The sequence below is a fragment of the Streptomyces sp. NPDC057424 genome (assembly GCF_042803315.1).
In the GTDB taxonomy this organism is placed as follows: Bacteria; Actinomycetota; Actinomycetes; order Streptomycetales; family Streptomycetaceae; genus Streptomyces.
In genome coordinates, this window is record NZ_JBHVCP010000011.1 from 104,987 (window position 1) to 131,925 (window position 26,939).

General features: G+C 70.7%; 19 protein-coding genes and 2 pseudogenes. 8 read left to right on the plus strand and 13 right to left on the minus strand.

The features are described 5' to 3' along the window. Positions 1-69: 69 nt before the first annotated feature. The 10 genes from ACFU3E_RS12530 to bldG form a co-directional block, all read right to left on the minus strand. A complete protein-coding gene (locus ACFU3E_RS12530; protein WP_384155552.1) occupies positions 70-1,692 on the minus strand; it encodes an alpha/beta hydrolase in 1,623 nt (540 codons plus the stop codon). A gap of 107 nt (positions 1,693-1,799) precedes the next feature. After that, the gene (locus ACFU3E_RS12535; RefSeq protein WP_384155555.1) at positions 1,800-3,005 is read right to left on the minus strand and encodes a DNA polymerase III subunit delta'; all 1,206 of its coding nucleotides are present in this window, start codon (positions 3,003-3,005) and stop codon (positions 1,800-1,802) included. A gap of 133 nt (positions 3,006-3,138) precedes the next feature. Then, positions 3,139-6,453: a dTMP kinase gene (tmk, locus tag ACFU3E_RS12540; RefSeq protein WP_384155558.1), complete on the minus strand. Its 3,315-nt coding sequence runs from the start codon at positions 6,451-6,453 to the stop codon at positions 3,139-3,141. A gap of 154 nt (positions 6,454-6,607) precedes the next feature. Then, positions 6,608-9,439, minus strand: coding sequence for a type I DNA topoisomerase (gene topA, locus ACFU3E_RS12545; RefSeq protein ID WP_384155561.1), 2,832 nt, complete (start codon positions 9,437-9,439; stop codon positions 6,608-6,610). Positions 9,440-9,685: 246 nt separating this feature from the next. Continuing rightward, complete coding sequence (locus tag ACFU3E_RS12550) at positions 9,686-9,883, minus strand: hypothetical protein (RefSeq protein WP_384155698.1); 198 nt, start codon at positions 9,881-9,883, stop codon at positions 9,686-9,688. Positions 9,884-10,105: 222 nt separating this feature from the next. Further along, on the minus strand, positions 10,106-11,635 hold the full coding sequence (locus ACFU3E_RS12555; protein WP_384155564.1) for a methyltransferase: 1,530 nt from the start codon (positions 11,633-11,635) through the stop codon (positions 10,106-10,108). 156 nt (positions 11,636-11,791) lie between these two features. After that, a complete protein-coding gene (locus ACFU3E_RS12560; protein ID WP_384155567.1) occupies positions 11,792-12,382 on the minus strand; it encodes a small secreted protein in 591 nt (196 codons plus the stop codon). A gap of 193 nt (positions 12,383-12,575) precedes the next feature. Then, positions 12,576-14,981 (minus strand): sodium-translocating pyrophosphatase, encoded by a 2,406-nt coding sequence (locus tag ACFU3E_RS12565; RefSeq protein WP_384155570.1) that lies wholly within the window; start codon positions 14,979-14,981, stop codon positions 12,576-12,578. Between the two features lie 273 nt (positions 14,982-15,254). After that, positions 15,255-15,680 (minus strand): ATP-binding protein, encoded by a 426-nt coding sequence (locus ACFU3E_RS12570; RefSeq protein ID WP_384155573.1) that lies wholly within the window; start codon positions 15,678-15,680, stop codon positions 15,255-15,257. A 121-nt stretch (positions 15,681-15,801) separates the two neighbouring features. Continuing rightward, positions 15,802-16,143 (minus strand): anti-sigma factor antagonist BldG, encoded by a 342-nt coding sequence (bldG, locus tag ACFU3E_RS12575; protein ID WP_003991900.1) that lies wholly within the window; start codon positions 16,141-16,143, stop codon positions 15,802-15,804. A gap of 78 nt (positions 16,144-16,221) precedes the next feature. Between bldG and ACFU3E_RS12580 the strand changes: the two genes are divergently transcribed. Next, positions 16,222-18,750 (plus strand): DEAD/DEAH box helicase, encoded by a 2,529-nt coding sequence (locus ACFU3E_RS12580; protein ID WP_384155576.1) that lies wholly within the window; start codon positions 16,222-16,224, stop codon positions 18,748-18,750. Here ACFU3E_RS12580 and ACFU3E_RS12585 read toward each other — a convergent pair. The 3 genes and pseudogenes from ACFU3E_RS12585 to ACFU3E_RS12595 form a co-directional block, all read right to left on the minus strand. After that, positions 18,641-19,108, minus strand: coding sequence for an Rv3654c family TadE-like protein (locus tag ACFU3E_RS12585; protein ID WP_384155579.1), 468 nt, complete (start codon positions 19,106-19,108; stop codon positions 18,641-18,643). The two genes, ACFU3E_RS12580 and ACFU3E_RS12585, sit on opposite strands and share 110 nt — an antisense overlap. After that, positions 19,105-19,464, minus strand: a complete 360-nt coding sequence (locus ACFU3E_RS12590; protein WP_384155582.1) for a TadE family type IV pilus minor pilin — start codon at positions 19,462-19,464, stop codon at positions 19,105-19,107. The genes ACFU3E_RS12585 and ACFU3E_RS12590 overlap by 4 nt, the downstream gene beginning before the upstream one ends. Then, positions 19,451-19,582, minus strand: a pseudogene (locus ACFU3E_RS12595) (DUF4244 domain-containing protein); the annotation flags it as partial. The pseudogene ACFU3E_RS12595 and the gene ACFU3E_RS12590, both read right to left, overlap by 14 nt. Positions 19,583-19,683: 101 nt before the next feature. Between ACFU3E_RS12595 and ACFU3E_RS12600 the strand changes: the two are divergent. The 7 genes and pseudogenes from ACFU3E_RS12600 to ACFU3E_RS12630 form a co-directional block, all read left to right on the plus strand. Then, entirely contained in the window at positions 19,684-20,547 is an 864-nt protein-coding gene (locus tag ACFU3E_RS12600; protein ID WP_384155585.1) for a site-specific integrase, read from the plus strand. After that, positions 20,507-21,133: a hypothetical protein gene (locus ACFU3E_RS12605; protein ID WP_384155588.1), complete on the plus strand. Its 627-nt coding sequence runs from the start codon at positions 20,507-20,509 to the stop codon at positions 21,131-21,133. The genes ACFU3E_RS12600 and ACFU3E_RS12605 overlap by 41 nt, the downstream gene beginning before the upstream one ends. Beyond that, positions 21,127-22,875: a hypothetical protein gene (locus ACFU3E_RS12610; protein ID WP_384155590.1), complete on the plus strand. Its 1,749-nt coding sequence runs from the start codon at positions 21,127-21,129 to the stop codon at positions 22,873-22,875. Before ACFU3E_RS12605 ends, ACFU3E_RS12610 begins: the two co-directional genes overlap by 7 nt. Further along, positions 22,872-25,088: a hypothetical protein gene (locus ACFU3E_RS12615; protein WP_384155593.1), complete on the plus strand. Its 2,217-nt coding sequence runs from the start codon at positions 22,872-22,874 to the stop codon at positions 25,086-25,088. The genes ACFU3E_RS12610 and ACFU3E_RS12615 overlap by 4 nt, the downstream gene beginning before the upstream one ends. Before the next feature lies 1 nt (position 25,089). Continuing rightward, on the plus strand, positions 25,090-25,587 hold the full coding sequence (locus ACFU3E_RS12620; protein ID WP_384155596.1) for a hypothetical protein: 498 nt from the start codon (positions 25,090-25,092) through the stop codon (positions 25,585-25,587). A gap of 231 nt (positions 25,588-25,818) precedes the next feature. Next, positions 25,819-26,181 (plus strand): hypothetical protein, encoded by a 363-nt coding sequence (locus tag ACFU3E_RS12625; protein WP_384155599.1) that lies wholly within the window; start codon positions 25,819-25,821, stop codon positions 26,179-26,181. A 229-nt stretch (positions 26,182-26,410) separates the two neighbouring features. Next, a pseudogene (locus tag ACFU3E_RS12630) lies at positions 26,411-26,939 on the plus strand (hypothetical protein); the annotation flags it as partial.

The window sequence follows — 26,939 nt, forward strand, 5'->3', positions numbered from 1 at the left end:
AGTCTACACAGTTTCCGAGGGTGCTCCGCACCAGCCCCGGAGGGGGGCCTTCCGGGGTGGGGAGCAGGGCTATGAGCAGCGCTTTCCGTCCGTGGGTGGGGTGCCGCGGAGGAGGTAGGCGTTGATCGTCCGGTCGATGCAGGAGCTGCCGCGGCCGTAGGCCGTGTGGCCGTCGCCGTCGTAGGTGAGCAGGCGCGCCGAGGAGAGCTGGCCGGCCAGGGCCTGCGCCCAGCGGTACGGGGTCGCGGGGTCCCGGGTCGTGCCGACCACGACGATGGGCGCCGCGCCCCTCGCCTCGATGCGGTGCGGCTCGCCCGTTGCGCGCACCGGCCAGTACGCGCAGTTCAGGGCTGCCCACGCCAGGCCCTCGCCGAAGACCGGCGACGCCTTCTCGAACTCGGGCACCGCCCTGCGCACCTGGTCGGGGGTGTCGAAGGAAGCCGGCAGGTCCAGGCAGTTCACCGCCGCGTTGGCGAACATCAGGTTGCTGTAGGCGCCGTCGGCGTCCCGCTCGTAGTAGCCGTCGGACAGGACGAGGAGGCCCGAACCGTCGTTCTCCTTCATCGCGGACGTCAGCGCCTCGCGCAGCTGCTCCCAGGCGCCCTCGTCGTACATGGCCGCGATCACCCCGGTCGTGGCGAGCGACTCGGTGAGCCTCCGGCCGTCGGCGTCGCCGGTGGGGACGGGCCGCGTGTCCAGCTTCTCGAAGAACGCCTTCAGGTTCGCGCCGACCCGCTCGGGCGAGGTGCCCTTGCCGCCCAGCGGGCAGTCGGCCTGCCGTACGCAGTCCTTCGCGAACGACCGGAACGCCGTCTCGAACCCGGCCGTCTGTTCGAGGTTCAGCCGCCGGGCGGGCAGCGACGGGTCCATCGCGCCGTCCAGCACGAGCCGTCCCGCCCGGTCCGGGAAGAGCCCGGCGTACGTCGCCCCGAGGAAGGTGCCGTACGAGGCGCCGACGTAGTTGAGCTTCTCGTCGCCGAGCACCGCCCGCACGATGTCCATGTCCCGGGCCGCCTCGACGGTGGACACATGGCGCAGCAGCCGGGGGGCGTCCGCGCCGCAGCCCTCGGCGAACGTCCGGTATGCCGCGACCAGCCCGTCTCTCTCCTTGCCGTCGTCGGGCGTGGCGTCCGTCTGCGTGTACGTGTCCATGGCCGGCCCGTCCAGACACTCGACGGGTTCGCTGCGGGCCACGCCGCGCGGGTCGACCGCCACCATGTCGTAGCGGGCACGCACCTCGGCCGGGTAGCCGATGCCCGCGTACGCCTGGACATAGCCGATCGCCGAGCCGCCCGGCCCGCCCGGGTTCACGAGCAGGGAGCCCAGCCGCTTGCCGGGGCCTGTGGCCTTCTTCCGGGTGAGGGCGAGCCGGACGTCGCCCGAGGACGGCTTGGCGTAGTCGAGCGGCGCCTTGAGGGTGGCGCACTCGAAGCCGGGGACAGCGCAGCCGTGCCAGGCCGGTTTCTGCCCGTAGTACGACGAGAGCGCCGCGGGCGTGGCCTGCGGCAGCGCGACCAGCGCCGCCTCCGCCGCCGCGGACGCGGCGGACGTCGTCGCGCTCCCTGAGGAGCAGGCGGAGACGAGCAGCGCGGCCGTGGCGAGGAGACCGGCGGCGGTCTTGGCCCGGTTTCGTGTCCTGCGGTGGAGACCGCCGGAGCCGGAGGCGGAGCTTGGGGTGCGCCGTGTGTGCATCCAGCGAGCGTAACTCTGGGCGACGCGACGGGTGCCGTGCGTGCACGCCGTGCCTCGTACGAGTTACGGCGTCAACCCGGAGCCGCCGGAGCTGTCCGCCCGGTTTCTCAGCCCGCTCTGAGCCCCATCGTCATCGCCTCCACCGCGAGCAGCGGCGCCACATTGCGGTCGAGGGCGTCACGGCAGGCGGCGATCGCCTCGATGCGGCGGAGCGTGGACTCCGGGGAGCTGCCGCGGGCGAGGCGCTCCAGGGCGTCCTCGGCGTCCGCGTTGGCGATGGCCACGCGCGAGCCGAGCTGGAGGGCGAGGACGTCGCGGTAGAAGGCCGTGAGGTCGGTCAGGGCGAGGTCGAGGCTGTCACGCTGCGTGCGCGTTCTGCGGCGCTTCTGCCGGTCCTCCAGGTCCTTCATCACGCCGGCGGTGCCCCGGGGCATGCGGCCGCCCTGGGCAGCGCCGAGAGCGGCCTTCAGCTCCTCGGTCTCCTTGGAGTCCGTCTCCTCCGCGAGCTGCTTGGCGTCCTCGGCGGCCGCGTCGACGAGTTCCTGGGCGGCCTTGAGCGCGCCACCGATGTCCTCGACGCGCAGCGGCAGCCTGAGTACGGCGGCCCGGCGCTCACGCGCGGCCGGGTCGGTGGCCAGGCGGCGCGCCCGGTCGACGTGGCCCTGGGTCGCGCGGGCCGCCGCGGCGGCGACGTCCGGCTCCACTCCCTCGCGGCGGACGAGCATGTCGGCGATGGCGTCGACCCTCGGCGTACTCAGGTTCAGGTGGCGGCAGCGGGAGCGGATGGTCGGCAGGACGTCCTCGATGGAGGGGGCGCACAGCAGCCAGACCGTGCGGGGGGCAGGCTCCTCCACGGCCTTGAGGACGGCGTTGGCCGACTTCTCGTTCAGCCGCTCGGCGTCCTCGACGAGGATGATCTGCCAGCGGCCGTTCGCCGGCGACGTGAACGACTTGCGGACCGTGTCGCGCATGTCGTCGGCGAGGATCTGGGTGCCGACGGCGGCGACCGTGCTGACGTCGGCGTGCGTGCCGATGAGGGCCGTGTGGCAGCCGTCGCAGAAGCCACAGCCCGGGGAGCCGCCCAGGGCGCGGTCGGGGCTGACGCACTGCAGCGCCGCCGCGAACGCGCGCGCCGCCTGGTTACGCCCGGCCCCGGGGGGGCCCGTGAACAGCCACGCGTGCGTCATTTTCGACGCCTCGGGCGGCTCGGCGCCGGTGACTGCCGCGGTGACCAGGGCGTCGGCATCCCGAGCGGCAGCGGCCAGCTGTTCGCTCACCCTCTCCTGCCCGACGAGGTCGTCCCACACGGTCATGGGTCACGCCGCCCTTCCGTCACGTGCTGTCGTGCGAGGTCCCATTGTGGGGGCGGCCACTGACAACGACTGTCGCCCCCACCCCGACCTCGCGGTCCGGAGGCCGGGCTCCTCCCCCGGTCCGCCGGGAGACTCAGCGCCCCCGGCCGCCCCTCCCGCGGCGTCCGCGCCCCTCGTCCGGCTCGTCGTCGTGCGGTCCGAGCAGCTCGTCCGCCAGGGAGGGCAGGTCGTCCAGCGGCGTCTCCTCGGCCCAGTCGGACCGGCGGCGGCGCGGCGCCCCGTCGGCGTCGACCTGGGGCATCTCCCGCGTACGGTCCTCGGTGCCGTCGGGCCCGGCGCCCGGGGCGTCCTTGCGGAAGTACCCGGGCGGAACCCGGTCCGCCGGTTCGTCCCCCCGCACCGGCGGGAGCACGGCCGTCTCCTCGGCGTCCCCCGGCCGGACGGGAGGCAGCACGGCCGTCTCCTCGGCCGCACCGGAGGCGTCCCTGTCACGCACCTGCGGGAGCACCTCGGTCTCGTCCCCGGCGCGAGGAGAAACGGGCGGCAGGACCTCCGTCTCCTCCCCGGCCACCGGGGGAACCGGCGGCTTCGGCAGCTCGGCCGTCACCTCGGCATCGGATGCACCGGACGCCGCCCGGCCCGCATCCCGCTCCTCGTCCCGCACCGGGCGCAGCACGGTCGTGTCGTCCCCCGCGCCACCCGCGGTCACCCCCGGCGTGGGCGTGGTCGCCGCGTCCTGAGCGGCCGCAGGAGACGCGGCACCCTTCGGAGCGGCACCCTTCGGAGCGGCACCCTTCGGCCCGGCGCTCTTCGGCCCGGCGCTCTTCGGCCCGGCCTCGGCCGCGGCGGCCGCGGCCTCCGCGAGGCGCCGGGCCTCCTCGGCCCGCAGCAGCGCCGCCTCGGCCTTGTGCTGCTTCTCCAGGCGGAGCGCTTCGGCCTCGGCGCGCAGTCGCGCCTCCTCCTCGGCCTGCTTGCGGCGCCGCTCCTCCTCGGCCTTGCGGCGGGCCTCCTCCTCGGCGCGGGCCTTCTCCTCCGCGAGAAGCCGGGCCCGCTCCTCCTCGGCCTTCCTGCGCGCTTCCTCGGCCCGGCGCCGGGCCTCCTCGGCCTGCCGTTCGGCCTCGCGCCGCTGCGCCTCCTCCAGCTCGCGGCGCTTGCGCTCCTCCTCCTCGGCGCGCAGCTTGGCAAGTTGCTCCTGTCGCTCGCGCTCCAGGCGCTCCTCCTCGGCCTTGCGGGCGGCCTCTTCCTCGGCCTTGCGGCGGGCTTCCTCCTCGGCCTTCTTCCGCGCCTCCTCCTGGGCCTTGATCTCGGCCTCGGACAGCGGCAGCACCTGGTCGAGCCGGTGCCGGATGACCGTTGTGACCGCCTCGGGCTCCTGGCCCGCGTCCACCACCAGGTACCGTCCGGCATCGGCTGCGGCGAGGGTGAGGAAACCGGCCCGCACGCGCGCGTGGAACTCGGCGGGCTCCGACTCCAGCCGGTCCGGCGCCTCGGTGAACCGCTCGCGCGCGGTCTCCGGCGCGACGTCCAGCAGCACGGTCAGATGCGGCACGAGTCCGTTCGTCGCCCAGCGGTTGATCCGGGCGATCTCGGTCGGCGACAGATCACGGCCGGCGCCCTGGTAGGCGACGGACGAGTCGATGTACCGGTCGGAGATGACGACCGCGCCGCGCTCCAGGGCGGGCCGCACGACGGTGTCGATGTGCTCGGCCCGGTCGGCCGCGTACAGCAGCGCCTCCGCGCGGTGCGACAGGCCCGCGCTCGACACGTCCAGCAGGATCGACCGCAGCCGCTTGCCCACCGGCGTCGCCCCCGGCTCGCGTGTCAGCACGACCTCGTGGCCCTTGGCGCGGATCCACTCTGCGAGCGCCTCGGCCTGCGTGGACTTGCCGGCCCCGTCGCCGCCCTCCAGGGCGATGAAGAAGCCGGAGGCCGCGGCCCCCTGCTCAGGGTCGTCGCCGCCGAGCAGCGCGTCCTTCAGGTCCTGCCGCAGCGGCACACCGGAACGGTCGTCGACCTTGGCCAGCACCAGTGCGGCGACCGGCAGCAGCAGGGCGCCGGCCAGCATCAGCGTGAAGGCCGCGCCACCGTGCGCGAAGACGAACTTGCCGCTCTCCAGCCGGTGCGGTCCGATCACCGCCGCCACCAGCGGGGCGATCACCGCGCCGAGCGCCACGCAGACCCGGACGACCGCGTGCAGGTGCTCCGTCGTGCGGGAGCGTCGGTACTCCTCGGTCTCCTGGTCGAGCAGGGTGTGCCCGATGTTGGCGGACATGCCCGCGCCGACACCGGCCAGCGCGAGGATCAGCAGCACGGTGGTGACGTCCGGGACCAGCCCGGCGGCCAGCAGGGCGACACCGGTGAAGGCGATCGTCAGCGCGAGCAGCCGGCGGCGCGACAGGGCGGGCATGAGGGCGGGCACCGTGCGGATGCCGACGACGACACCGCCGGTCAGCGCGGCCACGAACAGGCCGTAGAGCACCGGTCCGCCGCCCAGGTCCTTGGCGTGCAGCACGGCCACGGCGACGGCGGCCGACACGGCGGCGGAGACGGCCGCGCAGGACAGGACCAGCAGCGGCATGGCGCCGGTGCGGCCCTTGTCCGCGCCGGCGGTGGTCTTCGGGCGGCGCAGCCCCTCGAGCGGCGACCGGGCGCGCGGGGTGCGCGTGCCGGGCAGCTCCAGGAAGGTCAGCACGGACAGGGACGCTGCGAACAGCCCGGCGGCCACGTAGGAGGCGAGGGCCGCCTGGTGCTGGCCGAACCAGTCGATGCCGGCGCCCAGCAGGTTGTTGAACAGGGCCGCGACGACCAGGGTGACCGCCGCGAGGGGGATCCCCACGAAGCCGGTGCGCAGCGACAGGCGGCGCAGGGCGTCCATGTGGTCGGGCAGCGGCCGGACCGTCGCGCCCTCCGGCGGCGGGGCGGGCAGCAGCGCGGGGGCCGCGCTCTCACGGCATACCGTCCAGAACCGCTCGGCGACCCCGGTCACGAAGACCGTGACGAGCAGGAGGGCCAGTGCGTTCTCGGGCGTCCAGTCGATCCACAGGGGCGCGACGATGAGCAGCGCCGCGCGCAGCCCGTCGGCGCCCACCATGGTCCAGCGGCGGTCGAGCGGACCGTCCTGCGAGGTGAGGGCGGTGAGCGGGCCGAGCAGAACGGCGCCGAACAGGAGCGTCGCGAGGATGCGCACCCCGAAAACGGTCGCCACTGCGAACGCCACGCCCCGGTAGCCGCCCCCGAACGAGCCCTCGGCGACGGCCGTCTGCAGCGCGAGGACGACCAGCACGAGAAGGGCGAGGGTGTCCCCCACACCGCCCACGAGCTGTGCGCTCCACAACCGCTTCAGCTGCGGTCGTCGCAGCAGGGCGCGGACGGCACGCTCGCGTGAGTCCGCGACCAGGGCGTCGTCGGGGGCGGGCTGAGGGGCCGTTGGGTGGTCGGCTCGCGTCATGCGTTCAGCCTATCGGGAGCCACCGACACCCTGGGGGGCGCGGTCTGGCATGCGCACGCCCCGACACCGAAGTGTTGCCGGGGCGTTCGCTTTCCGAACCCTGGGCGAAGAACCGGACGCCGTGGTCCGGTTTCCGGACAGGGCTCGAACGGCCTCAGTCCTCCGCGGACTTGGCGGCGGTCGCCGTCTTGGCGGCCGTCTTCTTCGCGGTGGTGGTCTTCTTCGCCGTCGCCTTCTTCGCGGTCGTGGTCTTCTTCGCCGCGGTCTTCTTGGCCGTCGTCGCCTTCTTCGCCGGCGCCTTCTTGGCCGCCTTCTTCGCGGTCTTCTTCGCCGGCCCCTTGGCGCGCTTCTCGGCGAGCAGCTCGAAGCCGCGCTCCGGGGTGATCTCCTCGACGCTGTCGCCGGAGCGCAGGGTCGCGTTGGTCTCGCCGTCGGTGACGTACGGGCCGAAGCGGCCGTCCTTGACCACGACCGGCTTCTCGCTCACCGGGTCGGTGCCCAGCTCCTTCAGCGGCGGCTTGGCCGCGGCCCGGCCACGCTGCTTGGGCTGGGCGTAGATCGCCAGCGCCTCCTCCAGCGTGATCGTGAAGAGCTGCTCCTCGGCCTGCAGCGAGCGCGAGTCCGTGCCCTTCTTCAGGTACGGGCCGTAGCGGCCGTTCTGCGCGGTGATCTCCTGGCCCTCGGCGTCGGCGCCGACGACACGCGGCAGCGACATCAGCTTCAGGGCCTCGTCCAGAGTCACCGTGTCCAGGGACATCGTCTTGAAGAGGGACGCCGTGCGCGGCTTGACCGCGTTCTTGCCCGTCTTCGGGGTGCCCTCGGGGAGGACCTCCGTCACATACGGGCCGTAGCGGCCGTCCTTGGCGACGATCGTGCGGCCGGTGGCCGGGTCCGTGCCCAGCTCGTAGTCACCGCTCGGCTTGGCGAGCAGCTCCTCCGCCAGGTCGACGGTCAGTTCGTCGGGCGCCAGGTCGTCGGGGATGTCGGCGCGCTGGTGCTGCTCGGTGTCCTTCTCGCCGCGCTCGATGTACGGCCCGTAGCGGCCGACTCGCAGCACGATGTCGTTGGCCACCGGGAACGACGACACTTCGCGGGCGTCGATCGCGCCCAGGTCCGTCACCAGCTCCTTGAGGCCGCCGAGGTGGTCCCCGTCGCCGTTGCCGGCGTCGGCCGCGGCGCCGCCGACGGTGCCCTCGCCGAAGTAGAACCGCTTCAGCCACGGCACGGACTGGGCCTCGCCGCGGGCGATGCGGTCGAGGTCGTCCTCCATCTTGGCGGTGAAGTCGTAGTCGACGAGCCGCCCGAAGTGCTTCTCCAGGAGGTTGACCACGGCGAAGGACAGGAAGGACGGCACCAGGGCCGTGCCCTTCTTGAAGACGTAGCCGCGGTCGAGGATCGTGCCGATGATCGACGCGTAGGTCGACGGGCGCCCGATCTCGCGCTCTTCCAGCTCCTTGACCAGGGAGGCCTCGGTGTAGCGGGCCGGGGGCTTGGTGGCGTGCCCGTCGACCGTGATCTCCCGGGCGCTCAGGGCGTCGCCCTCGGAGACCTGGGGCAGTCGGCGCTCGCGGTCGTCCAGCTCGGCGTTCGGGTCGTCGGCACCCTCGACGTAGGCCTTCAGGAAGCCGTGGAAGGTGATCGTCTTGCCGGACGCGCTGAACTCGACGTCCCGGCCGTCGGCCGCCGTGCCGCCGATCTTCACCGTGACGCTGTTGCCCGTCGCGTCCTTCATCTGGGAGGCGACGGTCCGCTTCCAGATCAGCTCGTAGAGCTTGAACTGGTCACCGGTCAGCCCGGTCTCGGCGGGAGTGCGGAAACGATCACCCGAGGGGCGGATCGCCTCGTGGGCCTCCTGCGCGTTCTTGACCTTCCCGGCGTACGTCCTCGGCTGCGGCGGCAGGTAGTCGGCGCCGTACAGCTGCGTGACCTGGGCGCGGGCGGCGGAGACCGCCGTGTCGCTCAGGGTCGTGGAGTCCGTACGCATGTAGGTGATGTAGCCGTTCTCGTACAGCTTCTGCGCGACCTGCATGGTGGCCTTCGCGCCGAAGCCGAGCTTGCGGCTGGCCTCCTGCTGCAGCGTCGTCGTACGGAACGGGGCGTACGGCGAGCGGCGGTACGGCTTGGACTCGACGGAGCGCACCGCGAACCGCGTGTCCTCGAGGGCGGCGGCCAGGGCGCGGGCGTTCGCCTCGTCGAGGTGGAGGGTGTTCGCGCTCTTCAGTTGTCCCAGGGAGTCGAAGTCGCGGCCCTGCGCGACCCGCCTGCCGTCGACGGTCTGCAGGCGCGCGACCAGCGACGACGGGTCCGACGAGTCTCCCGCGCGGCCGGTCGCGAAAGTGCCCGTCAGGTCCCAGTACTCAGCCGAACGAAAGGCGATGCGCTCGCGTTCCCGCTCCACCACGAGACGTGTGGCGACCGACTGGACACGGCCCGCGGACAGCCGCGGCATGACCTTCTTCCACAGGACCGGCGAGACCTCGTAGCCGTAGAGACGGTCGAGGATGCGGCGGGTCTCCTGGGCGTCGACGAGTTTCTGGTTGAGCTCGCGCGGGTTGGCCACGGCGGCCTGGATCGCGGCCTTGGTGATCTCGTGGAAGACCATCCGCTTGACCGGGACCTTGGGCTTGAGCACCTCCTGGAGGTGCCAGGCGATGGCCTCGCCCTCGCGGTCCTCATCGGTGGCGAGGAAGAGCTCGTCGGACTCCTTCAGCAGGTCCTTGAGCTTCTTGACCTGCGCCTTCTTGTCGGCGTTGACCACATAGATCGGCTGGAAGTCGTGTTCGACGTCCACACCGAGGCGGCGGACCTCGCCGGTGTACTTCTCGGGCACCTCGGCGGCGCCGTTGGGAAGGTCGCGGATGTGCCCGACGCTCGCCTCGACGGTGTATCCGGGGCCGAGATAGCCCTTGATCGTCTTCGCCTTGGCAGGCGACTCGACGATGACGAGTCGGCGGCCGCCCTTCGCGGTCTCGCTGGTCGGGGACAACTTCGCTCTTCTCTCCGGTCGACGCTGGGGCCTCCCCGGAGTCGCTTACCGGGGCTGGGTACGTGGTGACGCTGCGGAGTGTGACGGTACATCCCGCCCCCGTGTCAAACGGGAAAAGCCCGCAACGGCCACTCGAACGGTAACCCGACTACCACCAATCCTGCCGCCCGGAGTGCCGGGAGCAGGCCGGGCCCCATGCGGAGTGCGACCTCCCGGTTACCGAAAGGCGCGTCCCCGGCCCGGGTCTCAGAGGCGGGTGAAGCACCAGGTTCCGGCCGCCAGGGCGAACACCGCGACGACGCTCGCGACGGTCGCCGATGCGACCGGCCTCACCCCCTCGGCGACGGGCCGGTCCTGACGCACGCGCGTCACGGTCCACGCCAGCAGCGCACCTCCGAACAGGGAGAACACCGCTCCCGCGAAGATCGCCGGTTCGCTCTCCATGACCCGCCGCGCCCCCTTCTCTCCCTGTCCGCGCATCCCAGCCACGGGAGGCTGACACGTGCGGGCGGCGGGCAGGCGAACCTGAGGTGAACGCCGGGGCGACACGACGGTGGATCAAGGACGTCCGGTTCCTCATGGCCCGTTCCGGACGACGTGTTCAAATCGACTCGAATTTGTTGGCGAGCCTCCTCGACACCCCCGAGGTCGCCCCTCGCGGTCCACTCAGCGCACCGGCTCCAGGAACCCCTGCTCGACCAGCAGCCGGATCTGGGCCGGTGTGCGGTCGCGCAGCAGCACCGGGTCCTCGCCGATCAGCTGGGCGATGGCGTCGAGGATGCGGCCCGCGCTCATCGTGCCGTCGCAGACGCCCGCGAAACCCGCGCCGACCGTGTCCACCCGGGTCGCCCGGCGCATGCCGCGGTTCTGGCGCAGCACGACATGCTCGGGGTCCTCCGCGCCGGGCAGTCCGACCTGCTCCTGCACGATCTCGGCGGTGAGCCGGAAATGTCCTTCGAGCAGAGCTGCGTCGTCGTGGTCGCGCAGGTAGTCGAGCCGGTCGAAGTGGGCCCGGATCGTGTCGCCGAGCGGTTGCTCGACCGGGTGCGGCCACTCCTCCACCGTGAGCGAGGGCACGGCGGCACTCGTCCTGCGCAGGGTGATCCAGCCGAAGCCGACGGCCTTCACCTTGCGCGCCTCGAACTCGTCGAGCCACGCGTCGTACCGCGCCTGGTACTCCGCCGCGTCGCCCTGGTGATCGCCGGCGTCACGCAGCCACAGCTCGGCGTACTGATTGACGTCCTGCACCTCGCGCTGCACGATCCACGCGTCGCAGCCCCGGGGCACCCAGGACCTGAGCCGGTCCTGCCAGTCCTCCCCTTCCACGTGCTGCCAATTGGCGAGGAACTGCGCGAACCCGCCCTCGTTCAGGCGGTCGCCCGCTTGCTGAACGAGCGTGCGGCACAGATCGTCCCCGCCCATCCCGCCGTCGCGGTAGGTGAGCCGGGCGCCGGGGGAGATCACGAAGGGCGGGTTGGAGACGATCAGGTCGTACGTCTCGTCGTCCCGGACCGGCTCGAAGAGGGAGCCCTCGCGCAGCTCGGCGGCCGCGGTGCCGGACAGCGCCAGCGTGAGGGCGGTGATGTGCAGGGCGCGCGGGTTGAGGTCGGTGGCCGCCACGCGCGTGGCGTGCTGCGCGGCGTGCAGGGCCTGGATGCCGGAGCCGGTGCCGAGGTCGAGCGCTGCTGCGACGGGCATACGGACGGTGATGCCGGCGAGGGTCGTGGAGGCGCCGCCGACTCCGAGGACGACTCCTTCGTCACGGTGGCCGATCCCGCCGGCGCCGCCGACCGCGCAGCCGAGGTCCGACACGATGAACCAGTCCTCGCCGCCGGGCCCGCCGTAGGGCCGGACGTCCACCGTGGCGGCGAGTTCGTCCGCGCCGGTCCGGGCCAGCCAGCCGCTCTCCAGGCAGGCGTCCACGGGCAGGACCTCCGCCACGCGCGATCGCGGCACGGGCTGCTGGAGCAGGAACAGCCGGACGAGCAGCTCCAGCGGCGTGTCCCCGCGGGTCGCCCGGAGCGCGGGCACGGTCTCGCTCCGGGCCAGCGCCGCGTACGCGGGGGCGCCGAGCAGGTCGAGCAGTCCGTCGGCGGTGAAGGAGGCCGCGAGCAGGGCGTCCCGGAGCCGGGCGGCGACATCGGGACGGTCGGAGGCGGGCAGCGGGGGCACGGGTGACTGGCTGGCGTTACTCACGCCCCCATTGTGGCCGCCGGTGCGGGTACCGCACGTGCCCGTGCGGGGGATGGCACGCGTTCCTGCCGCTCGGCACACAGGCACCCTCGGTCACCCGCGGTCACCCGCGACTCAGCCGCCGTGCTCCCCCGCCGCGCTGCCCGCTGCCCGGCCCTCTCAGCTCTGCGTGGACCCGGCCGACGCCGTGGCCGCCTTGCAGCTGGACTGCTGGGCCATCGCCTGGCCGACCTCACCCTCCTCCAGGTTCCTGAGGGCGTCGTTCCCGCTCTGGCTGAGCTTGTCCAGCTCGGTGGCGATGTCCTTCAGGCCATCGGCGAACTTGCCCTGGTCCTTGGTGTCGAGCCCGTCGACCTGCTTCTTCAGGGAGGCGTACGAGGCGGAGATCGAGTTGAGCTCCTTGACCGCGTCCTGCTGCTTCTTCTCGCCGTTCTCGACGTCCGGCGCCCCGGCCTTGTTCACGGCGGTCCCGATCGCCTTGTAGGCGTCGGACATGTCCTGGAAGGCCTGTGCGTCGGTCTTCTGGACGTTCTCCGGCGTACTGTTGTCCGAGGTCTCCTTCTGGATCGCGGCATTGGCCGACTCGATCTTCTTGGCCTGCGGCTGTACGGCGTCACAGACCTGCTTGGCCCAGGAGTCCAGCTTGTCGTTGCTGTCGTCGCCGCCGCAGCCCGACAGCGCCAGTACCAGTACCGCACCGCCGGACAGTGCGGCCGCGAGCTTCTTGTTCACCGGTTTGGTCCCTTCCATGGCTCTCGGCCCCGGAACATACACGCCAGATGCACGGCAACCGCACGCCGAGCGTCTATTAAGACCATTTTGTAACCTTTTGCACCAAGCGAGAGAAGGCTCACGCGTGAACGTCCACCCACACAGCGCGGGCGGGCGACGCGTCAACGCGCGCCACCCGCCCACACCTTGATCCGGGGCTCGGACAACCTCCCTACGAAACCACCGCCGGGTCGGCCGACTTGGGCTCCGATCCGGCGTTGTCTTCGTCACCCATGGCGATTCCGCGCCGCTTTGACACGTACACCGCCCCGGCGATCACGAGGAACGCGAGCACGGCGATCAGAATCCGCACCCCGATGCTCTTGTCCGGACCGTAGGAGAACTTGATCACCGCGGGCGCGATGAGCAGCGACACCAGGTTCATGACCTTCAGCAGCGGGTTGATCGCGGGGCCGGCGGTGTCCTTGAACGGGTCGCCGACCGTGTCGCCGATCACGGTCGCCGCGTGCGCCTCGCTTCCCTTGCCGCCGTGATGGCCGTCCTCGACGAGCTTCTTGGCGTTGTCCCAGGCGCCGCCGGAGTTGGCGAGGAACACCGCCATCAGCGTGCCCGCGCCGATCGCGCCCGCCAGGAACGCGCCGAGCGCTCCGACGCCCAGTGTGAACCCGATGAAGATGGGCGCCAGCACGGCCAGCAGACCAGGGGTGGCGAGCTCGCGCAGCGCGTCCTTGGTGCAGATGTCGACGACCTTGCCGTACTCCGGTTTCTCGCTGTAGTCCATGATCCCGGGCTTCTCGCGGAACTGCCGCCGCACCTCGTAGACCACGGAACCCGCCGACCGCGACACGGCGTTGATCGCCAGCCCCGAGAAGAGGAAGACGACCGCCGCCCCGGCGATGAGACCCACGAGGTTGTTGGGCTGCGAGATGTCCATCATCAGACTCATCGGGGCGCCTTCCCCGCTGAGTTTCTCTCCGACGTCCCGCGCGCCGGTGAAGATCGCGTCGCGGTACGACCCGAACAGCGCCGCCGCCGCGAGCACGGCCGTGGCGATCGCGATGCCCTTGGTGATCGCCTTGGTGGTGTTGCCGACCGCGTCCAGGTTGGTGAGCACCTGCGCGCCCGCGCCCTCGACGTCGCCGGACATCTCCGCGATGCCCTGCGCGTTGTCGGAGACCGGCCCGAAGGTGTCCATCGCGACGATCACGCCGACCGTGGTGAGCAGGCCGGTGCCGGCCAGCGCCACCGCGAACAGCGCCAGCATGATCGACGTACCGCCGAGCAGGAACGCCCCGTACACGCCGAGACCGATCAACAGGGCGGTGTAGACGGCGGATTCGAGACCGACGGAGATACCGGCGAGGACGACGGTGGCCGGGCCGGTGAGCGAGCTCTTGCCGATGTCCCTGACGGGCCGGCGGGTGGTCTCGGTGAAGTAGCCGGTCAGTTGCTGGATCAGGGCGGCGAGCACGATACCGATGGCCACCGCGACCAGCGCGAGGACCCGCGGGTCGCCGTCCTTGCCCAGGATCGCGGTGTCGGTGACCCCGTCCAGCTCGGAGTACTTCCCCGGCAGATAGACGAAGACGGCCACCGCCACCAGCGCCAGCGAGATCACCGCGGAGATGAAGAACCCGCGGTTGATGGCGCTCATACCGCTGCGGTCGGCGCGCCTGGGCGCCACCGCGAAGATGCCGATCATGGCGGTGATCACACCGATCGCCGGCACGAGCAGCGGGAAGCCGAGCCCGGCGTCTCCGAAGGCGGCGGAGCCGAGGATCAGCGCGGCGACCAGGGTCACGGCGTACGACTCGAAGAGGTCGGCCGCCATGCCCGCGCAGTCGCCGACGTTGTCGCCCACGTTGTCGGCGATGGTCGCGGCATTGCGCGGGTCGTCCTCCGGAATGCCCTGTTCGACCTTGCCGACCAGGTCGGCGCCGACGTCGGCGGCCTTGGTGAAGATACCGCCGCCGACCCGCATGAACATCGCGATCAGTGCGGCTCCGAGACCGAAGCCCTCGAGCACCTTCGGCGCGTCAGCCGCGTACACCAGCACCACGCAGGAGGCGCCGAGCAGGCCGAGGCCCACCGTGAACATGCCGACCACGCCGCCCGTGCGAAAGGCGATCTTCATCGCCTTGTGCGAGACGGTGGTCAGATCCTTTTCCGGCTCGCCTTCCGCCGGGGTGGCTTCACGCGCCGCAGCGGCGACGCGCACATTGCTGCGTACGGCGAGCCACATGCCGATATAACCGGTGGCCGCCGAGAACGCCGCTCCGATCAGGAAGAACACCGACCGTCCGGCACGCTGATTCCAATCGTCCGCGGGCAGCAGCATGAGCAGGAAGAACACGACCACGGCGAATACGCCGAGCGTGCGCAGCTGACGGGCCAGATAGGCGTTCGCGCCTTCCTGGATCGCTGCCGCGATCTTCTTCATGCTGTCGGTGCCCTCGCCGGCCGCGAGTACCTGGCGTACCAGGACCCCCGCGACCGCCAGTGCCGCCAGTGCGACGACCGCGATGACCACGATGAGGACGCGGTTGCCATCGGTCAGTACGGCGGCTGCGAGGTCTGTGGGATGGCCCGACTGTTGTGAGAGGGAAAGCCCCGCCATTCGTCCTCCTTGACGCTTGGGCTGAGCTCAAGATGTGGACGGGATTGTAGGTACCGGAACCTGATCAAAACAGAGCGCGATAAACGGAATTGGCCTTCCGAGGTAATGCCCTGAAAGCATTCTTAGGCTGCCGGGGAGCGCGCGAATGATCGTGAACGAATTCACGCGATGAACGGCACAGGAACTACTGTAAAGGCGAGCACTGACACCCGCACATGACGAAGGGCCCCACGGGTGGGGCCCTTCGGAAGAACGGTGTGTGCGGCGGCGGTCTCAGACCAGAATCGTCGGCGGCGGCGTGGTCGGCCAGGTCATCTTGATCAGCCCGCCGTGCTCTCCCGCGCTGACCTCGACGTCGTCGACGAGTCCGCTGATGACCGCGAGGCCCATCTCGTCCTCGTCGGCCTCCCCGTCGGCACCGCCGGGGGTGCGCTCACCGGCCACCGCGTGCGCGGCCTCGTCGCCGACCTCGATGGAGAACTGCTTCTCCTCCTCGATCAGCAGCACCTTCACCGGTGCCGAGATCCCGCCGGTCTGGTGCAGCCCGACGGCTCGGGTGCACGCCTCGCCAACGGCGAGCCTGACCTCGTCGAGGACAGCCTCGTCCACTCCGGCCCTGCGCGCCACCGCTGCCGCCACCAGCCGGGCGGTCCTGACGTGCTCGGGCAGCGCGCTGAAGCGGAGCTCAACGGTGGCCATGCATCCCCCTCGCAACTACGGGCGTGCTGTCGAGAGGCTCCGGGCCGGCGAAACCCGGGCCCCCTCGGTCTTCACTTCTGCCGATGGTCGGCCGGCCCGGGCACACGGCCCGGGACCGGTGTCAGTCGGTGGCCGCAACCGCTTCCTCGACCGAGGTGTGAATGGGGAACACCTTGGTGAGGCCGGTGATACGGAAGATCTTCAGAATGCGCTCCTGGTTGCAGACCAGGCGCAGGGAGCCCTCATGGGCACGCACGCGCTTCAGGCCGCCGACCAGTACGCCGAGCCCGGTGGAGTCGAGGAAGTCCACGCCCTCCATGTCGACGACAAGGTGGAAACTGCCGTCGTTCACCAGCTCGACCAACTGCTCGCGCAGCTTGGGCGCGGTATATACGTCGATTTCGCCACCGACCCTGACGATCGTGCGATCGCCCATGGTTTCGGTCGACAGGGACAGGTCCACGGATCCTCCAGCACCTTGCTATCGAGCGGTCGCCCTAGGGGCATTCGGCTTCAGCCCCTGGACGCTTCGCCAGCCGCGATGGCATTCAATCACTTACCGGCAGGCGTGCACGACGCCTTGGCTCCATTGTCCGTCACGCCAGTGACACACTCGGTGCCGATGGCCAAGAATCACCGATCCGATCGAACCCCGTCGGACCCCGCCTCCCGACCGGCGCCGGGCGCGGTCCTGGACCGGCTCGCGTCCGGTCCGGGCAGGGCTTCGCGCATTACTCATACGGAGCACTTGCCCCCACGCGCGGGTCGGCATGCCGTCTGGCCGGACCGGATCCGCGACGAGGTCGTCGCGGCCCTGCGGGCCACGGGCATCGAACACCCCTGGGCCCACCAGGCACGCGCGGCCGAGCACGCCCTGGACGGCGACTCGGTCGTCGTCGCCACCGGCACGGCCTCCGGCAAGTCCCTGGCCTACCTCGTGCCGGTCCTGTCCACCCTTCTGGAGGGCGCGGAGGCCCCGAACGGCCGTGGCGCGACCACCCTCTACCTGGCCCCCACCAAGGCACTCGCGGCGGACCAGTGCCGATCCGTGAAGGAACTTTCACATCCCCTGGGCAATTCCGTCCGCGCAGCCGTGTACGACGGCGATACTCCGTTCGAGGAACGCGAGTGGATCCGCCAGTACGCCAACTACGTCCTGACCAACCCGGACATGCTGCACCGCGGCATCCTGCCGTCCCACCCCCGCTGGTCCTCCTTCCTGAAGTCGCTGAAGTACGTCGTCATCGACGAGTGCCACACCTACCGCGGCGTCTTCGGCTCGCACGTCGCCCAGGTGCTGCGCCGGCTGCGCCGCCTGTGTGCCCGCTACGGCGCGTCGCCCGTGTTCCTGCTGGCCTCCGCGACCGCCGCCGAGCCCGCGGTGGCCGCCCGCCGCCTCACCGGTGTGCCGGTGCTTGAGGTGGCCGATGACGCCTCCCCACGCGGTGAACTGGTGTTCGCCCTCTGGGAACCGCCGCTGACCGAGCTGCACGGCGAGAAGGGCGCACCCGTCCGCCGTACGGCCACCGCCGAGGCCGCCGACCTGCTGACCGACCTCACCGTGCAGGGCGTGCGCTCGGTCGCCTTCGTCCGCTCCCGGCGCGGCGCCGAGCTGATCTCGGTCATCTCCCAGGAACGTCTCGCCGAGGTCGACCGATCGCTGGCCCGGCGTGTCGCGGCCTACCGGGGCGGCTATCTCCCCGAGGAGCGCCGCGCTCTCGAACAGGCCCTCCATTCGGGTGAACTTCTGGGCCTCGCCGCGACGAACGCCCTCGAACTCGGCATCGACATCTCCGGCCTCGACGCGGTCGTCATCGCCGGCTACCCGGGTACGCGCGCCTCCCTGTGGCAGCAGGCGGGCCGGGCCGGACGGTCCGGGCAGGGAGCGCTGGCCGTCCTGGTCGCCCGCGACGACCCGCTGGACACCTTCCTCGTCCACCACCCCGAGGCACTGTTCGACCAGCCCGTCGAATCGACCGTCCTCGACCCGGACAACCCCTACGTGCTGGCCCCGCACCTGTGTGCGGCCGCCGCGGAGCTGCCCCTGACGGACGAGGACCTCGCCCTGTTCGGACCTGCCAGCGAGGGCCTCCTGCCCCAGTTGGAGGCCGCGAAGCTGCTGCGCCGCCGCACCAGGGCCTGGCACTGGACCCGCCGCGAGCGCGCCGCCGACCTGACCGATATCCGCGGTGAGGGCGGACGCCCCGTCCAGGTCGTCGAGACCGGCACGGGCCGGCTGCTCGGCACGGTCGACGCGAGCGCCGCCCACTCGACGGTGCACGAGGGGGCGGTCCACCTCCACCAGGGCCGCACCTACCTGGTGCGGTCGCTGGACCTGGAGGACTCCGTCGCCCTCGTCGAGGAGGCCGCCCCGCCGTACTCCACGGTCGCCCGCGACACGACGTCGATCTCCGTCCTGGAGACGGATGTCGAGATCCCCTGGGGCGACGGCCGCCTCTGCTACGGCTCCGTCGAGGTCACCAACCAGGTCGTCTCCTTTCTGCGTCGCCGGCTCATCACGGGTGAAGTCCTGGGCGAGACCAAGCTCGACCTCCCTCCTCGTACGCTGCGCACCCGCGCCGTGTGGTGGACCGTCACGGAGGACCAGCTGGACCGGGCCCGGATCAACCCGGAGATCCTCGGCGGCTCCCTGCACGCCGCCGAACACGCGTCGATCGGACTGCTGCCCCTCTTCGCGACCTGCGACCGCTGGGACATCGGCGGGGTGTCGATCCCGCTGCACCCCGACACGCTCCTGCCCACGGTCTTCGTCTACGACGGCCATCCGGGTGGCGCGGGCTTCGCGGAGCGCGCCTTTCACACCGCCCGCACCTGGCTGACCGCCACCCGCCAGGCCATCGCCTCCTGCGAGTGCGATGCCGGCTGCCCGTCCTGCATCCAGTCCCCCAAGTGCGGCAACGGCAACGACCCGCTACACAAGAGGGGGGCCGTGCGGCTCCTCACGGTGCTGCTGGAGGGGGCTCCGGAGGAGAAGGAGCGGGCGGACGAGGCAACGGAGCGGTCGCCGGCAGATCCAGCGGAGCCTCAGGAGGCCCCGCCCGCGCCCTGACCTCCGCCGTGAACGGCCCCCGTCCCGACGCCGCCGTCACGTCCGAGATCTCCCCGGCGACCTCGCACCGCACGAGCCGTACGCCCTGTGCCCGGGCCACCCGGCCGGCCCGGGCACAGGCCGCCGTAGTGCCATCGGCCCAGTGGTCCGCGGCGGCGAGCGCCGCGAGATCCGCCCCGCCCGCCGCACGATGCCGGATGACGACGGACTGGCCGAGCGCGAGGACGACTCCGAACACCACGCACAGGACGGCGATCGCCCCGACGCTCCAGACGGTGGCGGACCCACGGTCGGGGCCGTCGCTCCGGACGGCGGACGACGCCCGGCCCGAGCCGGCCTGTCCTCGGCGCCGCCTCACGTGCCCACCGCCTCCTCCACCGAGGCCACGGCCTCCTCGCGCACGGCGAAGGACAGACCGCGCAGCACCGATGGTTCGGCCACGACGACCACCCGGACGTGCTCCGCATCCCGGCTGACGGTCACCTTCGCCCCGGGCGGCGCCGCCTCACGGGTCAGCTTCACGACCGCGCCGGGCGGGTCCTGGCGGGCCGCCGCACGCGCACCTGTGCGCGCCGCGTCCACACACTGGATCTGCGCGGCCACGACCAGCAGCCCCCACACCAGCGCCATCGCGAACATCACCAGCACGGGCAGCACCACGGCCGACTCCGCCGTGACGAACCCCCGGTCGGCGCCCCGCTCACATCCGCGCATTGAGGGCTTCCTTCACGATGTTCTGGAGCTCCGCGCTGACCGGGCCGCTCGTGACGACCTTGTAGAGCACCACCGCGAACGCCACCGCCGCGACGATTCCCATCGCGTACTCGGAGGTAGTTCTTGCTTAGTTCTCGTGTCTCTTTGAGGTAGCCCGAGATCAGGAGAGGCATCAATGTCTCTTGCACTCTTTTGAGTCTCAATCGTACGGTGCGCGACATGCATCTGATCTTCTACAGCCGAACGGGCTGGGAGAGCTGGGGGCTTGGACGTCAGCCGCTGATCCCCGAAGGCATGCCGGTCCTGATCGACGAGGACCTGGCCTTCGAGGATGACGGCGTACCCCGACCCACAGTGGCGGCCAACCGCTGGCTGCGCGATCTCCCCCTCAACGGGGCTCGATCTCACAGCACTTGGAAGAACTACGCGCAGGCTCTGCGTAGTTGGCTGGAGTTCCTGGCCAGAATCTGCGTGGATCCGCTCGGGGAGCGACAGCCCTTGCGGGACGCTCTGAGTGCGTTCTCGGAGTACCGATTCGCGGGGCCGCTGGAGGCCCGCTGGGACGAGGGCACGTGGGACCAGAACATCAACACCGTGGCGCGCTTCTACGCGTGGGCCGATGATGAAGGCCTCTGTGCCTCTGTGCCGTTCACGTACCAGATGGTCCGGCGGTACACCGAGGCCGGTGTGCAGCTCGCGCGGCGGAACACCGCCACGGTGCGGCGGGCGAAGCCGCACGTCACGGTGAAGTATCTGGAGAGCGACTTCCTTGAGTTGTTCCTCCGGGCGCTGGCCGGACTGCGCCCGGATGGGGAGCCGGACTCGTTCCGCGGCCGTCACCTGGGGCGCAACGCCGCGATGGGCGCATTGGTGTCATCGAGTGGGTTGCGGGCCCAGGAGTTCACGCACTTGCTGACGTACGAGCTGCCCGCCCTGCCGGCCCGCAGCAGCGCGGTTCCAGCTCGGTTCCCGCTGTCAGCGCAAATCACCAAGGGCAAGAAGCCCCGGGAGACGTGGGTCAGTTACGCCCCCCCTGGCCGATATGCACCAGTACGTCGAGCTGGACCGCGCGATGCTGACTGAGGGCCGCCAGTACAGTCCCGATCCGCGGCTGGGCGAACCGTTGATGATCACCGAGCCGGACTGGGAAGGCGGGAAAGTCAATGGCCGCCGGGTCTCCTGGCGAAAGCTGACCTTGAACGAGCGGCTGCGGCTGGTGACGCCGGAGGGGGCACCCGCAATCATCGCGGTGCAGTCAGACGGGACGCCGTTCGTCGACTGGGCGACTGTCTTCCGCCGGACCTCGGAGCGCATCCGGCGGGACTTCGAGCCGCGGTTCCCCACGGTCGGCCCCCACGTCCTGCGCCACACGTTCGCGATGGCGACGCTGGAGAGGCTGGTCAAGGGCCACTACCAGCGGGCGGCTGCCCTGGTGGCAGACGCCGACGAGGACGCCGCGCTGTCGCTGTACCTGACGAAGGCGGACCCACTGATGGTGCTGCGAGATTTGCTCGGGCACTCCAGCGTGACCACCACGGAAATCTATATCCAGCGCCTGGACGTGCAGCGGATCTACCGCGAGCTCTACGAAAAGGCGGGCAAGTACAGCGGCCAGGCCGCCGCGGAAGCCGACGCCGAGTTCGCTGACGAGGAGGATGCGGCATGGTGACCCGTGTCGAACACGACCCGCTGCGCATCGAGTTCACGTTCCCCCACGACCCGGCCTGGACGGGTGATCTGAGCGCCACGGCCAACGACAGGCTGGCGGAGGACCTCGCCCATGGCCTGGTCCAGATGGTGCACCCTCTGGGGCGCATCGCCGCACGTCAGAGCGCGGTCACGTACACGTCGACGATCCGCCGGATGGTCGCGGAGCTGGCCGCGATGGGCTTTCACGGGCGTCTGGCGGATTTGCGGGCGAGTCACGTCCTGTCGTACTGGATGTCCGTCGGGGGCAGACGCGTCTTCCACACCCGGCGCCTGCTGGTCGGCTGCGGGGACCGCGTGGACGCCGGCATTCGGGCCTACCTGGAGGGGAAGGCCATCAAGGGCCGCCCTCGAGGCAAGCCACTGAAGCCGTACACGGACGGTGAGTGGCGGCAGATCGAGGCCGGGCTCCGGGACTATGTGCAGCAGGCCGTGGCCCGTCAGCGCGAGGTCCTTGACCTGGCCGCGCTCGGTCCTGACAGCTCCGATCTCGGCCGAAACCGGCAGAACTTCGCGTGGCTGCTGCGCGAGCACGGCCCGTTGAAAGTCGCGTACGCCACCAGGGTGATGGGGCTGACCGTCGACTACTTCCGCGACGGCATCGGCGGCCAGTACCGGGACGTGCGGAGTGCGATGTACCCGCCGGTACAGGTGGCGACGGCCATGCGTCTACTGTTCGGCGTCTACAGCGGCGTCGTCCCGGACGGTATCCGCGATTTGGGGCTGGACGATTTCACGTGGACCGGGGACCGCACGGTCCTGATGGACTACGTCAAGGGGCGTCGCGGCCCGGAATCGGTGAACCTTCCGGCTCGGGCCGTGCGGCTGCTGGAGCGCTGGCTGGAGCTGTCGGAGCCGGTGCGACAACTGGCTCCGGAGTCGATAGCCGGCGACTTGTTCGTCTTCCTGGACACCGAGTACCGCAGCACGGACGGAGCGAAGTCCCGGCTGTCGGCGCTGTCCACCCGGGCCGCTCCCAAGAGCGGGAACAAGGCCCGGCGCCAGCTGGCGAAAGAGCTGGATCTGCATACGGACGCGGGGGAGCCGCTGTTGTTGCACTCGGCGCGGATCCGCACGACGTACCACAACGTCCTGGCGCGTCGGGGCTGGACTGGCCGAACGAAGATCGACCCGAATCACACGGCCGCAGTGGAGGGCAGCCACTACGTCTCGACCACGACGCCCGCCCAGGCCGAGTCGGTGGAGGCCATCATCGAGGACGCCCAGGCCGACATTCTGCGGCGCAGTCGCCCGCCCATCGTGTTGAGTGACGAGGAGGCCGCCGAGTTCGTCACCGAGCAGCCCGAGCAGGCCGCCCGCCTGGGCCTGGACGCCGAGGCCATGGCCGAGCTGTTGGGCGGCGAGATGGACGTGTTCACCGCGGCGTGCGCCAACCAGCTCGCTGGACTTCACGGTCCTAAGGGCAAGCCCTGTCCGGCCCGGCCCTGGGTGTGCCTGCTGTGCCCGCTGGCGGTCTTCACACCCCGGCATGCACCGAATCTGCTTCGGCTGAAGGCCTACTTCGCTCGTCAGTCACGGCAGCTCACCGTGCAGCAGTTCCTCGCGGTGTTCGGCCCCTACGCCGACCGCCTCGACCACGACATCCTGCCCCGCTTCGACGCCCGCCTGCTTGAGAAGGCGGCCGGCGAGGTGGACGACATCGACTCCGAGCTGCCGCTTCGGCCCGAGGAAGGAACCCAGTGACCCGCGCTACCGCCCTGATCGTCGAGAGCCCCGCTGGTCCCATCCCCCGCCAGTGGGCCCTGAAGTCCCCGTTCGCGGGACTGGACGTGTGCCGCGAGGCCGGATGGGACATGTGGCCGGACGGCCCGCGTCCCGTGTTCGACGAGGACTTCTGGGACCTGTCAGGAGTGAAGTTCCCCAAGGGGGTGCGGAGCAACGTCAAGCGCCTGGACTTCACCGGCATCACCAACCCGGCCCTGCGGCTGACCGCCAAGGAGTACATGTTCGCGCTGGTCGTGCCTGATCACGAGCGTGTCCTGGCTCTTCCGGAGGCCCGGCGGGAGCCGTACAGGCCGGAGTCGGCGTTCAACTTCTGCGTGCAGCTGGTGCGGTGGATGAACTTCGTGACCGAGCAGGGCATGTCGTCGCTGAGTGAGGTGATGCAGGAGCACTGCGAGGTGTACCGGCAGATCCGATCGGTCCGGAGCCGCAAGCGTCGGCAGGGCAGCGGGCCGATCACGCCGGGCACCATGCTGACGATCCTGCGGCCGGTCGTGGACCTGGCCACCTACCGCGAGCTGTTTACGGTGGACGCCTACCGGCCCGGGTTCACGCCGTGGGAGGGACACACGGTCAGCGAGGTCGCGGGCTGGGAGACCTATGCCGTGTCGTCGACCCCTCCGGTGGCGGAGGAGGTGTTCCAGCCGACGGTGGCTGCGGCCCTGTATCTGGTGGAGGCGCTCGGGCCGTTGGTGGCTGACGAGTTCGAGCGTCTGCTGGAGTTCCGGGCGAACAAGGGCGGGCAGAACCCCCGGGCCGTCACCGCGAAGCACCGGGCCGCCGTCACGGCCGCCGCCAACTGGCATGTCAGCGAGCAGGTGCCGCTGCTGGCGATCGACGCCCGGCAGGTCACCCGGCGCGTAAAGCGGGGCTGGCGGCCCGACGATCCGCTGCTGCACGTCGATGTCGGCGAGTTCTTCGGCCAGGCGACCCGCTCCAGATACGCGAGGGTCGCGGACCACCTGGTCGAGGATCTTCGTCCGTTCCTGGAGCCCGTGGTGGCCAAGGTGGGGGTCGCGGGCATGTTCGGCCGGGACGCCTCCCGGCTGCCCCGTGCCGACGACTCACAGCGGCTGGTGCCGTGGACTCTGCCATTGACCGGAGACGAGTTGCGGAGCCTGCAGTTCGTTCTGCTGGCGGCGTGCCGGGTCCTGGTCGCGGCCCTGAGCGGCATGCGGGCGGGCGAACTGGACGAGCTGACGGCCGACTCCCCGCAGCCGCCGGTCACCGTCTCTGGCGGAACTCAGCGCTTCAAGCTGGGCAGCAAGCTGATCAAGGGGCAGGAGTTCGGCGGCGTCGCCGAGGAATGGGTGGTGCTGGAACCGGCCTGGCGGGCGGTGAAGCTCGCCGCCCGCCTCAACCAGGCCCGGGACGGCGATCGGGCCTTCGCCCGCTCGCCCATGGACGTCATGCACAAGAAGCTGCGGGAGTGGGTCAACAGCCCCGCCGGCCAGCGCCTCGGCCTGGCGCCGATTCCGGCCGGGCCGGTGAACGGGCGGATGCTGCGGCGGACGCTCGCCCTGTCACTGGCCCACCGTCCCGGCGGGCTGCTGGCCGCGAAGATCCACCTCAAGCATGTCTCCGTGGTCACGACCGAGGGCTATGCGATGCGGCCCGGCGGTTCCCAGGGCAACCTGCTGGCCGAGGTGGAGCGGGAGCAGGACAAGCACCACCTGAAGCTGACGAGGGAGGCCTTCGCGGACTACCGGGCGGGCCGCATGCCGGCGGGCCCCGGGGCCCGCGAGCTGATCAAGGCGTTCGAGCACATCGACACGGTGCTCAAGGAGCACGAGCCGGGTACCGCAGCGGTGATGGAGGCCGAGCGGCGGCTGGAGAACCTGCTGCGGCAGCAGTCCAAGCACCTGCATCTGCAGACTGCGAACTACTGCTGGTTCCGTGACCCGCACAAGGCCCTGTGCCTGAAGCTGGCGGGGACCCCGGACGCGACGAAGCCGCTGGGCGGGATGTGTGACTCCGCACGCTGCCCGCAGGCCACCCATCACCCCTGTCACCTGCCTGTTTGGCAGAGTCAGGTCGGCACGGGCAAGGTCTTCCTGGCCAACCCGCGATTCCCCAAGGGCGAGAAGAAGCGGCTCGAGCCTGAGGTGGAGCGGGCTCAGCGGGTGGTGGACGAGATCATGAATGCGGCCGGTACACCGAGCGGAGACCAGTGACATGCCACGGATCAGTGACGCAGACCGGGCCCGCAACGAGGAAGCGATCCGCGCCGCGATCGACCGGCTGCTGCGGGGCGAACTCCCGCCCGGCGGCAAATGCGATCTGAAGACCCTGGCAGCCGAAGCGGGGGTGACCCGTACCGGCTTCTACCCGAAGAAGAACCGCGACGGCACCACCCGCCCCGGCCCCTACCAGCACCTCGGCGAGGAGTTCGAGCGCCGTCTGAAGACCCAGCGCGACGCGGGCGAGTCCCCTGACCCCCGGACGTTGCAGATCGAACGGCTCAAGGCCCAGGTCGCCGAGCTCAAGGAACGGCTCGCGAAGCGGGACGAGGCTCTGGCCGAGCTCACCGCGTTCAAGACACTTGCCGTCTCCAGGCTCACGGCCCAGCACGAGGAGATCCAGCGGCTGAGGGAACAGGCCGCCCAGGACGGCAACGTCCGCCGCCTGCCCGCCGCCCGCAGCGGGACGGCCCCCTACGGGTCGTGTAGCTGACGGCACTGGACCCGAGGCCCCACCTTACCGTCGCCCGGCCTCGGTGAGGGCCGTCACGAGTACGTCTAGGTCCCCGGTGTAGACGATCACGTCCTCGTCGTCGGCCGGGGGGTCGAAGCGGGCGAAGAAGTCGTCCAGGGCTTCGGGGGAGACGGGCGTTGGCGTCCTCGCGCTGGTTGCGTTCGGCCAGGCGCCGCAGTAGCGCGTCCGAGTCGGCCAGCTGCCAGATGTATGCGCAACACGCGGTCCCAGGTCATCTACAGCCGATGGGCCGACGGGCACATCACCTTCGACGGCTGCTCCGACACAGCGCTGGGCTTCAAGAGCATCTCCACCACCCTGGTCGCCCACGAGTACAACGTCACATCAGGCGCTCCGCAGATCCGCTACGTCCAGTGCGACCTCGTCGGTGTACACCGCTTCCGCGTCGGCACGGCCTCCATCGGCCGGGGCGGGGTCGTCTACGACCAGTGCACCCGCAAGAACAACCGGACCCACGAGACGTTCCTGCAGGTGGTCGGCACCTGGACCGCGCCACAGAGCACCGACCTGAAGATCGCCAACCGGGAGGACGGCGACGGCATCCGTCCCTGACTGCTCGGGCGCGGGGCCACAAACAGAGACACGCTGCCGCGTGCCGGTCGGAGGTCGCTGTTGGAGGGCCAGATGGAGCAATACTGCAGGTCTTGTCCGAGCCGTTGCATGTTGAGCGGCTTAGCGTGATGGTGTGCGTGACCAACTTAGCAAGGCAGCAGAGGCGGGGGCTGTGCTGAATGTGACCAGCACACGGGGGCCAGCACGACTGCGCCAGCACCTCAATAGAGTGACAGCGACGCACATCCGTGATCTTTTGCTTGGACGCATCGGTGGGGCGCTCGATCCTAGAGGCATCCGCCTGGCAGGTGCACGGATCACCGGTCACCTTGATCTGACTGACGTGTGCAGTTCCATCCCAGTCCAGCTGGACGGATGCCGGTTCGATGAACCAGTCATCCTGGTCCGCGCCGAACTGCCAGCCTTGTCGCTCCGCTCTGCTGTGCTGCCCTCCTTGTGTGCCAGCCGTGTGAGTGTGAGGCATTGCCTCGATCTGGCTGGACTGACGGTCACCAGCCGGGGAGGACACGGCGCGGTACAGCTGGAGGAGGCGTGCATCGGTCAGCTTGACTTGGTGGGTGCCACGCTGACGAATGACGACGGGCCGGCCTTGCTTGCCGACGGCCTGCGGGTCGGCAGCGGCGTGAGGCTGGTTAACCTGACGGCCACTGGCCACGGCGAGCGAGGCGCGGTTCGGCTGTCGGGAGCGCACATCGACGGTCAGCTTGACCTGATGGGTGCCACGCTGACGAATGACG

What these genes read in the sequence shown, in the direction of transcription:
- ACFU3E_RS12610 (WP_384155590.1), top strand. Translation starts at nt 21,127, where the DNA reads ATGGTGACCCGTGTCGAACACGACCCGCTGCGCATCGAGTTCACGTTC.
- ACFU3E_RS12550 (WP_384155698.1), bottom strand. Translation starts at nt 9,883, where the DNA reads ATGGAGAGCGAACCGGCGATCTTCGCGGGAGCGGTGTTCTCCCTGTTC.
- ACFU3E_RS12590 (WP_384155582.1), bottom strand. Translation starts at nt 19,464, where the DNA reads ATGCGCGGATGTGAGCGGGGCGCCGACCGGGGGTTCGTCACGGCGGAG.
- ACFU3E_RS12560 (WP_384155567.1), bottom strand. Translation starts at nt 12,382, where the DNA reads ATGGAAGGGACCAAACCGGTGAACAAGAAGCTCGCGGCCGCACTGTCC.
- ACFU3E_RS12530 (WP_384155552.1), bottom strand. Translation starts at nt 1,692, where the DNA reads ATGCACACACGGCGCACCCCAAGCTCCGCCTCCGGCTCCGGCGGTCTC.
- ACFU3E_RS12605 (WP_384155588.1), top strand. Translation starts at nt 20,507, where the DNA reads ATGCACCAGTACGTCGAGCTGGACCGCGCGATGCTGACTGAGGGCCGC.
- tmk (WP_384155558.1), bottom strand. Translation starts at nt 6,453, where the DNA reads ATGACGCGAGCCGACCACCCAACGGCCCCTCAGCCCGCCCCCGACGAC.
- ACFU3E_RS12570 (WP_384155573.1), bottom strand. Translation starts at nt 15,680, where the DNA reads ATGGCCACCGTTGAGCTCCGCTTCAGCGCGCTGCCCGAGCACGTCAGG.
- ACFU3E_RS12625 (WP_384155599.1), top strand. Translation starts at nt 25,819, where the DNA reads ATGCGCAACACGCGGTCCCAGGTCATCTACAGCCGATGGGCCGACGGG.
- ACFU3E_RS12620 (WP_384155596.1), top strand. Translation starts at nt 25,090, where the DNA reads ATGCCACGGATCAGTGACGCAGACCGGGCCCGCAACGAGGAAGCGATC.
- ACFU3E_RS12580 (WP_384155576.1), top strand. Translation starts at nt 16,222, where the DNA reads ATGGCATTCAATCACTTACCGGCAGGCGTGCACGACGCCTTGGCTCCA.
- ACFU3E_RS12600 (WP_384155585.1), top strand. Translation starts at nt 19,684, where the DNA reads ATGCATCTGATCTTCTACAGCCGAACGGGCTGGGAGAGCTGGGGGCTT.
- ACFU3E_RS12565 (WP_384155570.1), bottom strand. Translation starts at nt 14,981, where the DNA reads ATGGCGGGGCTTTCCCTCTCACAACAGTCGGGCCATCCCACAGACCTC.
- ACFU3E_RS12535 (WP_384155555.1), bottom strand. Translation starts at nt 3,005, where the DNA reads ATGACCGTGTGGGACGACCTCGTCGGGCAGGAGAGGGTGAGCGAACAG.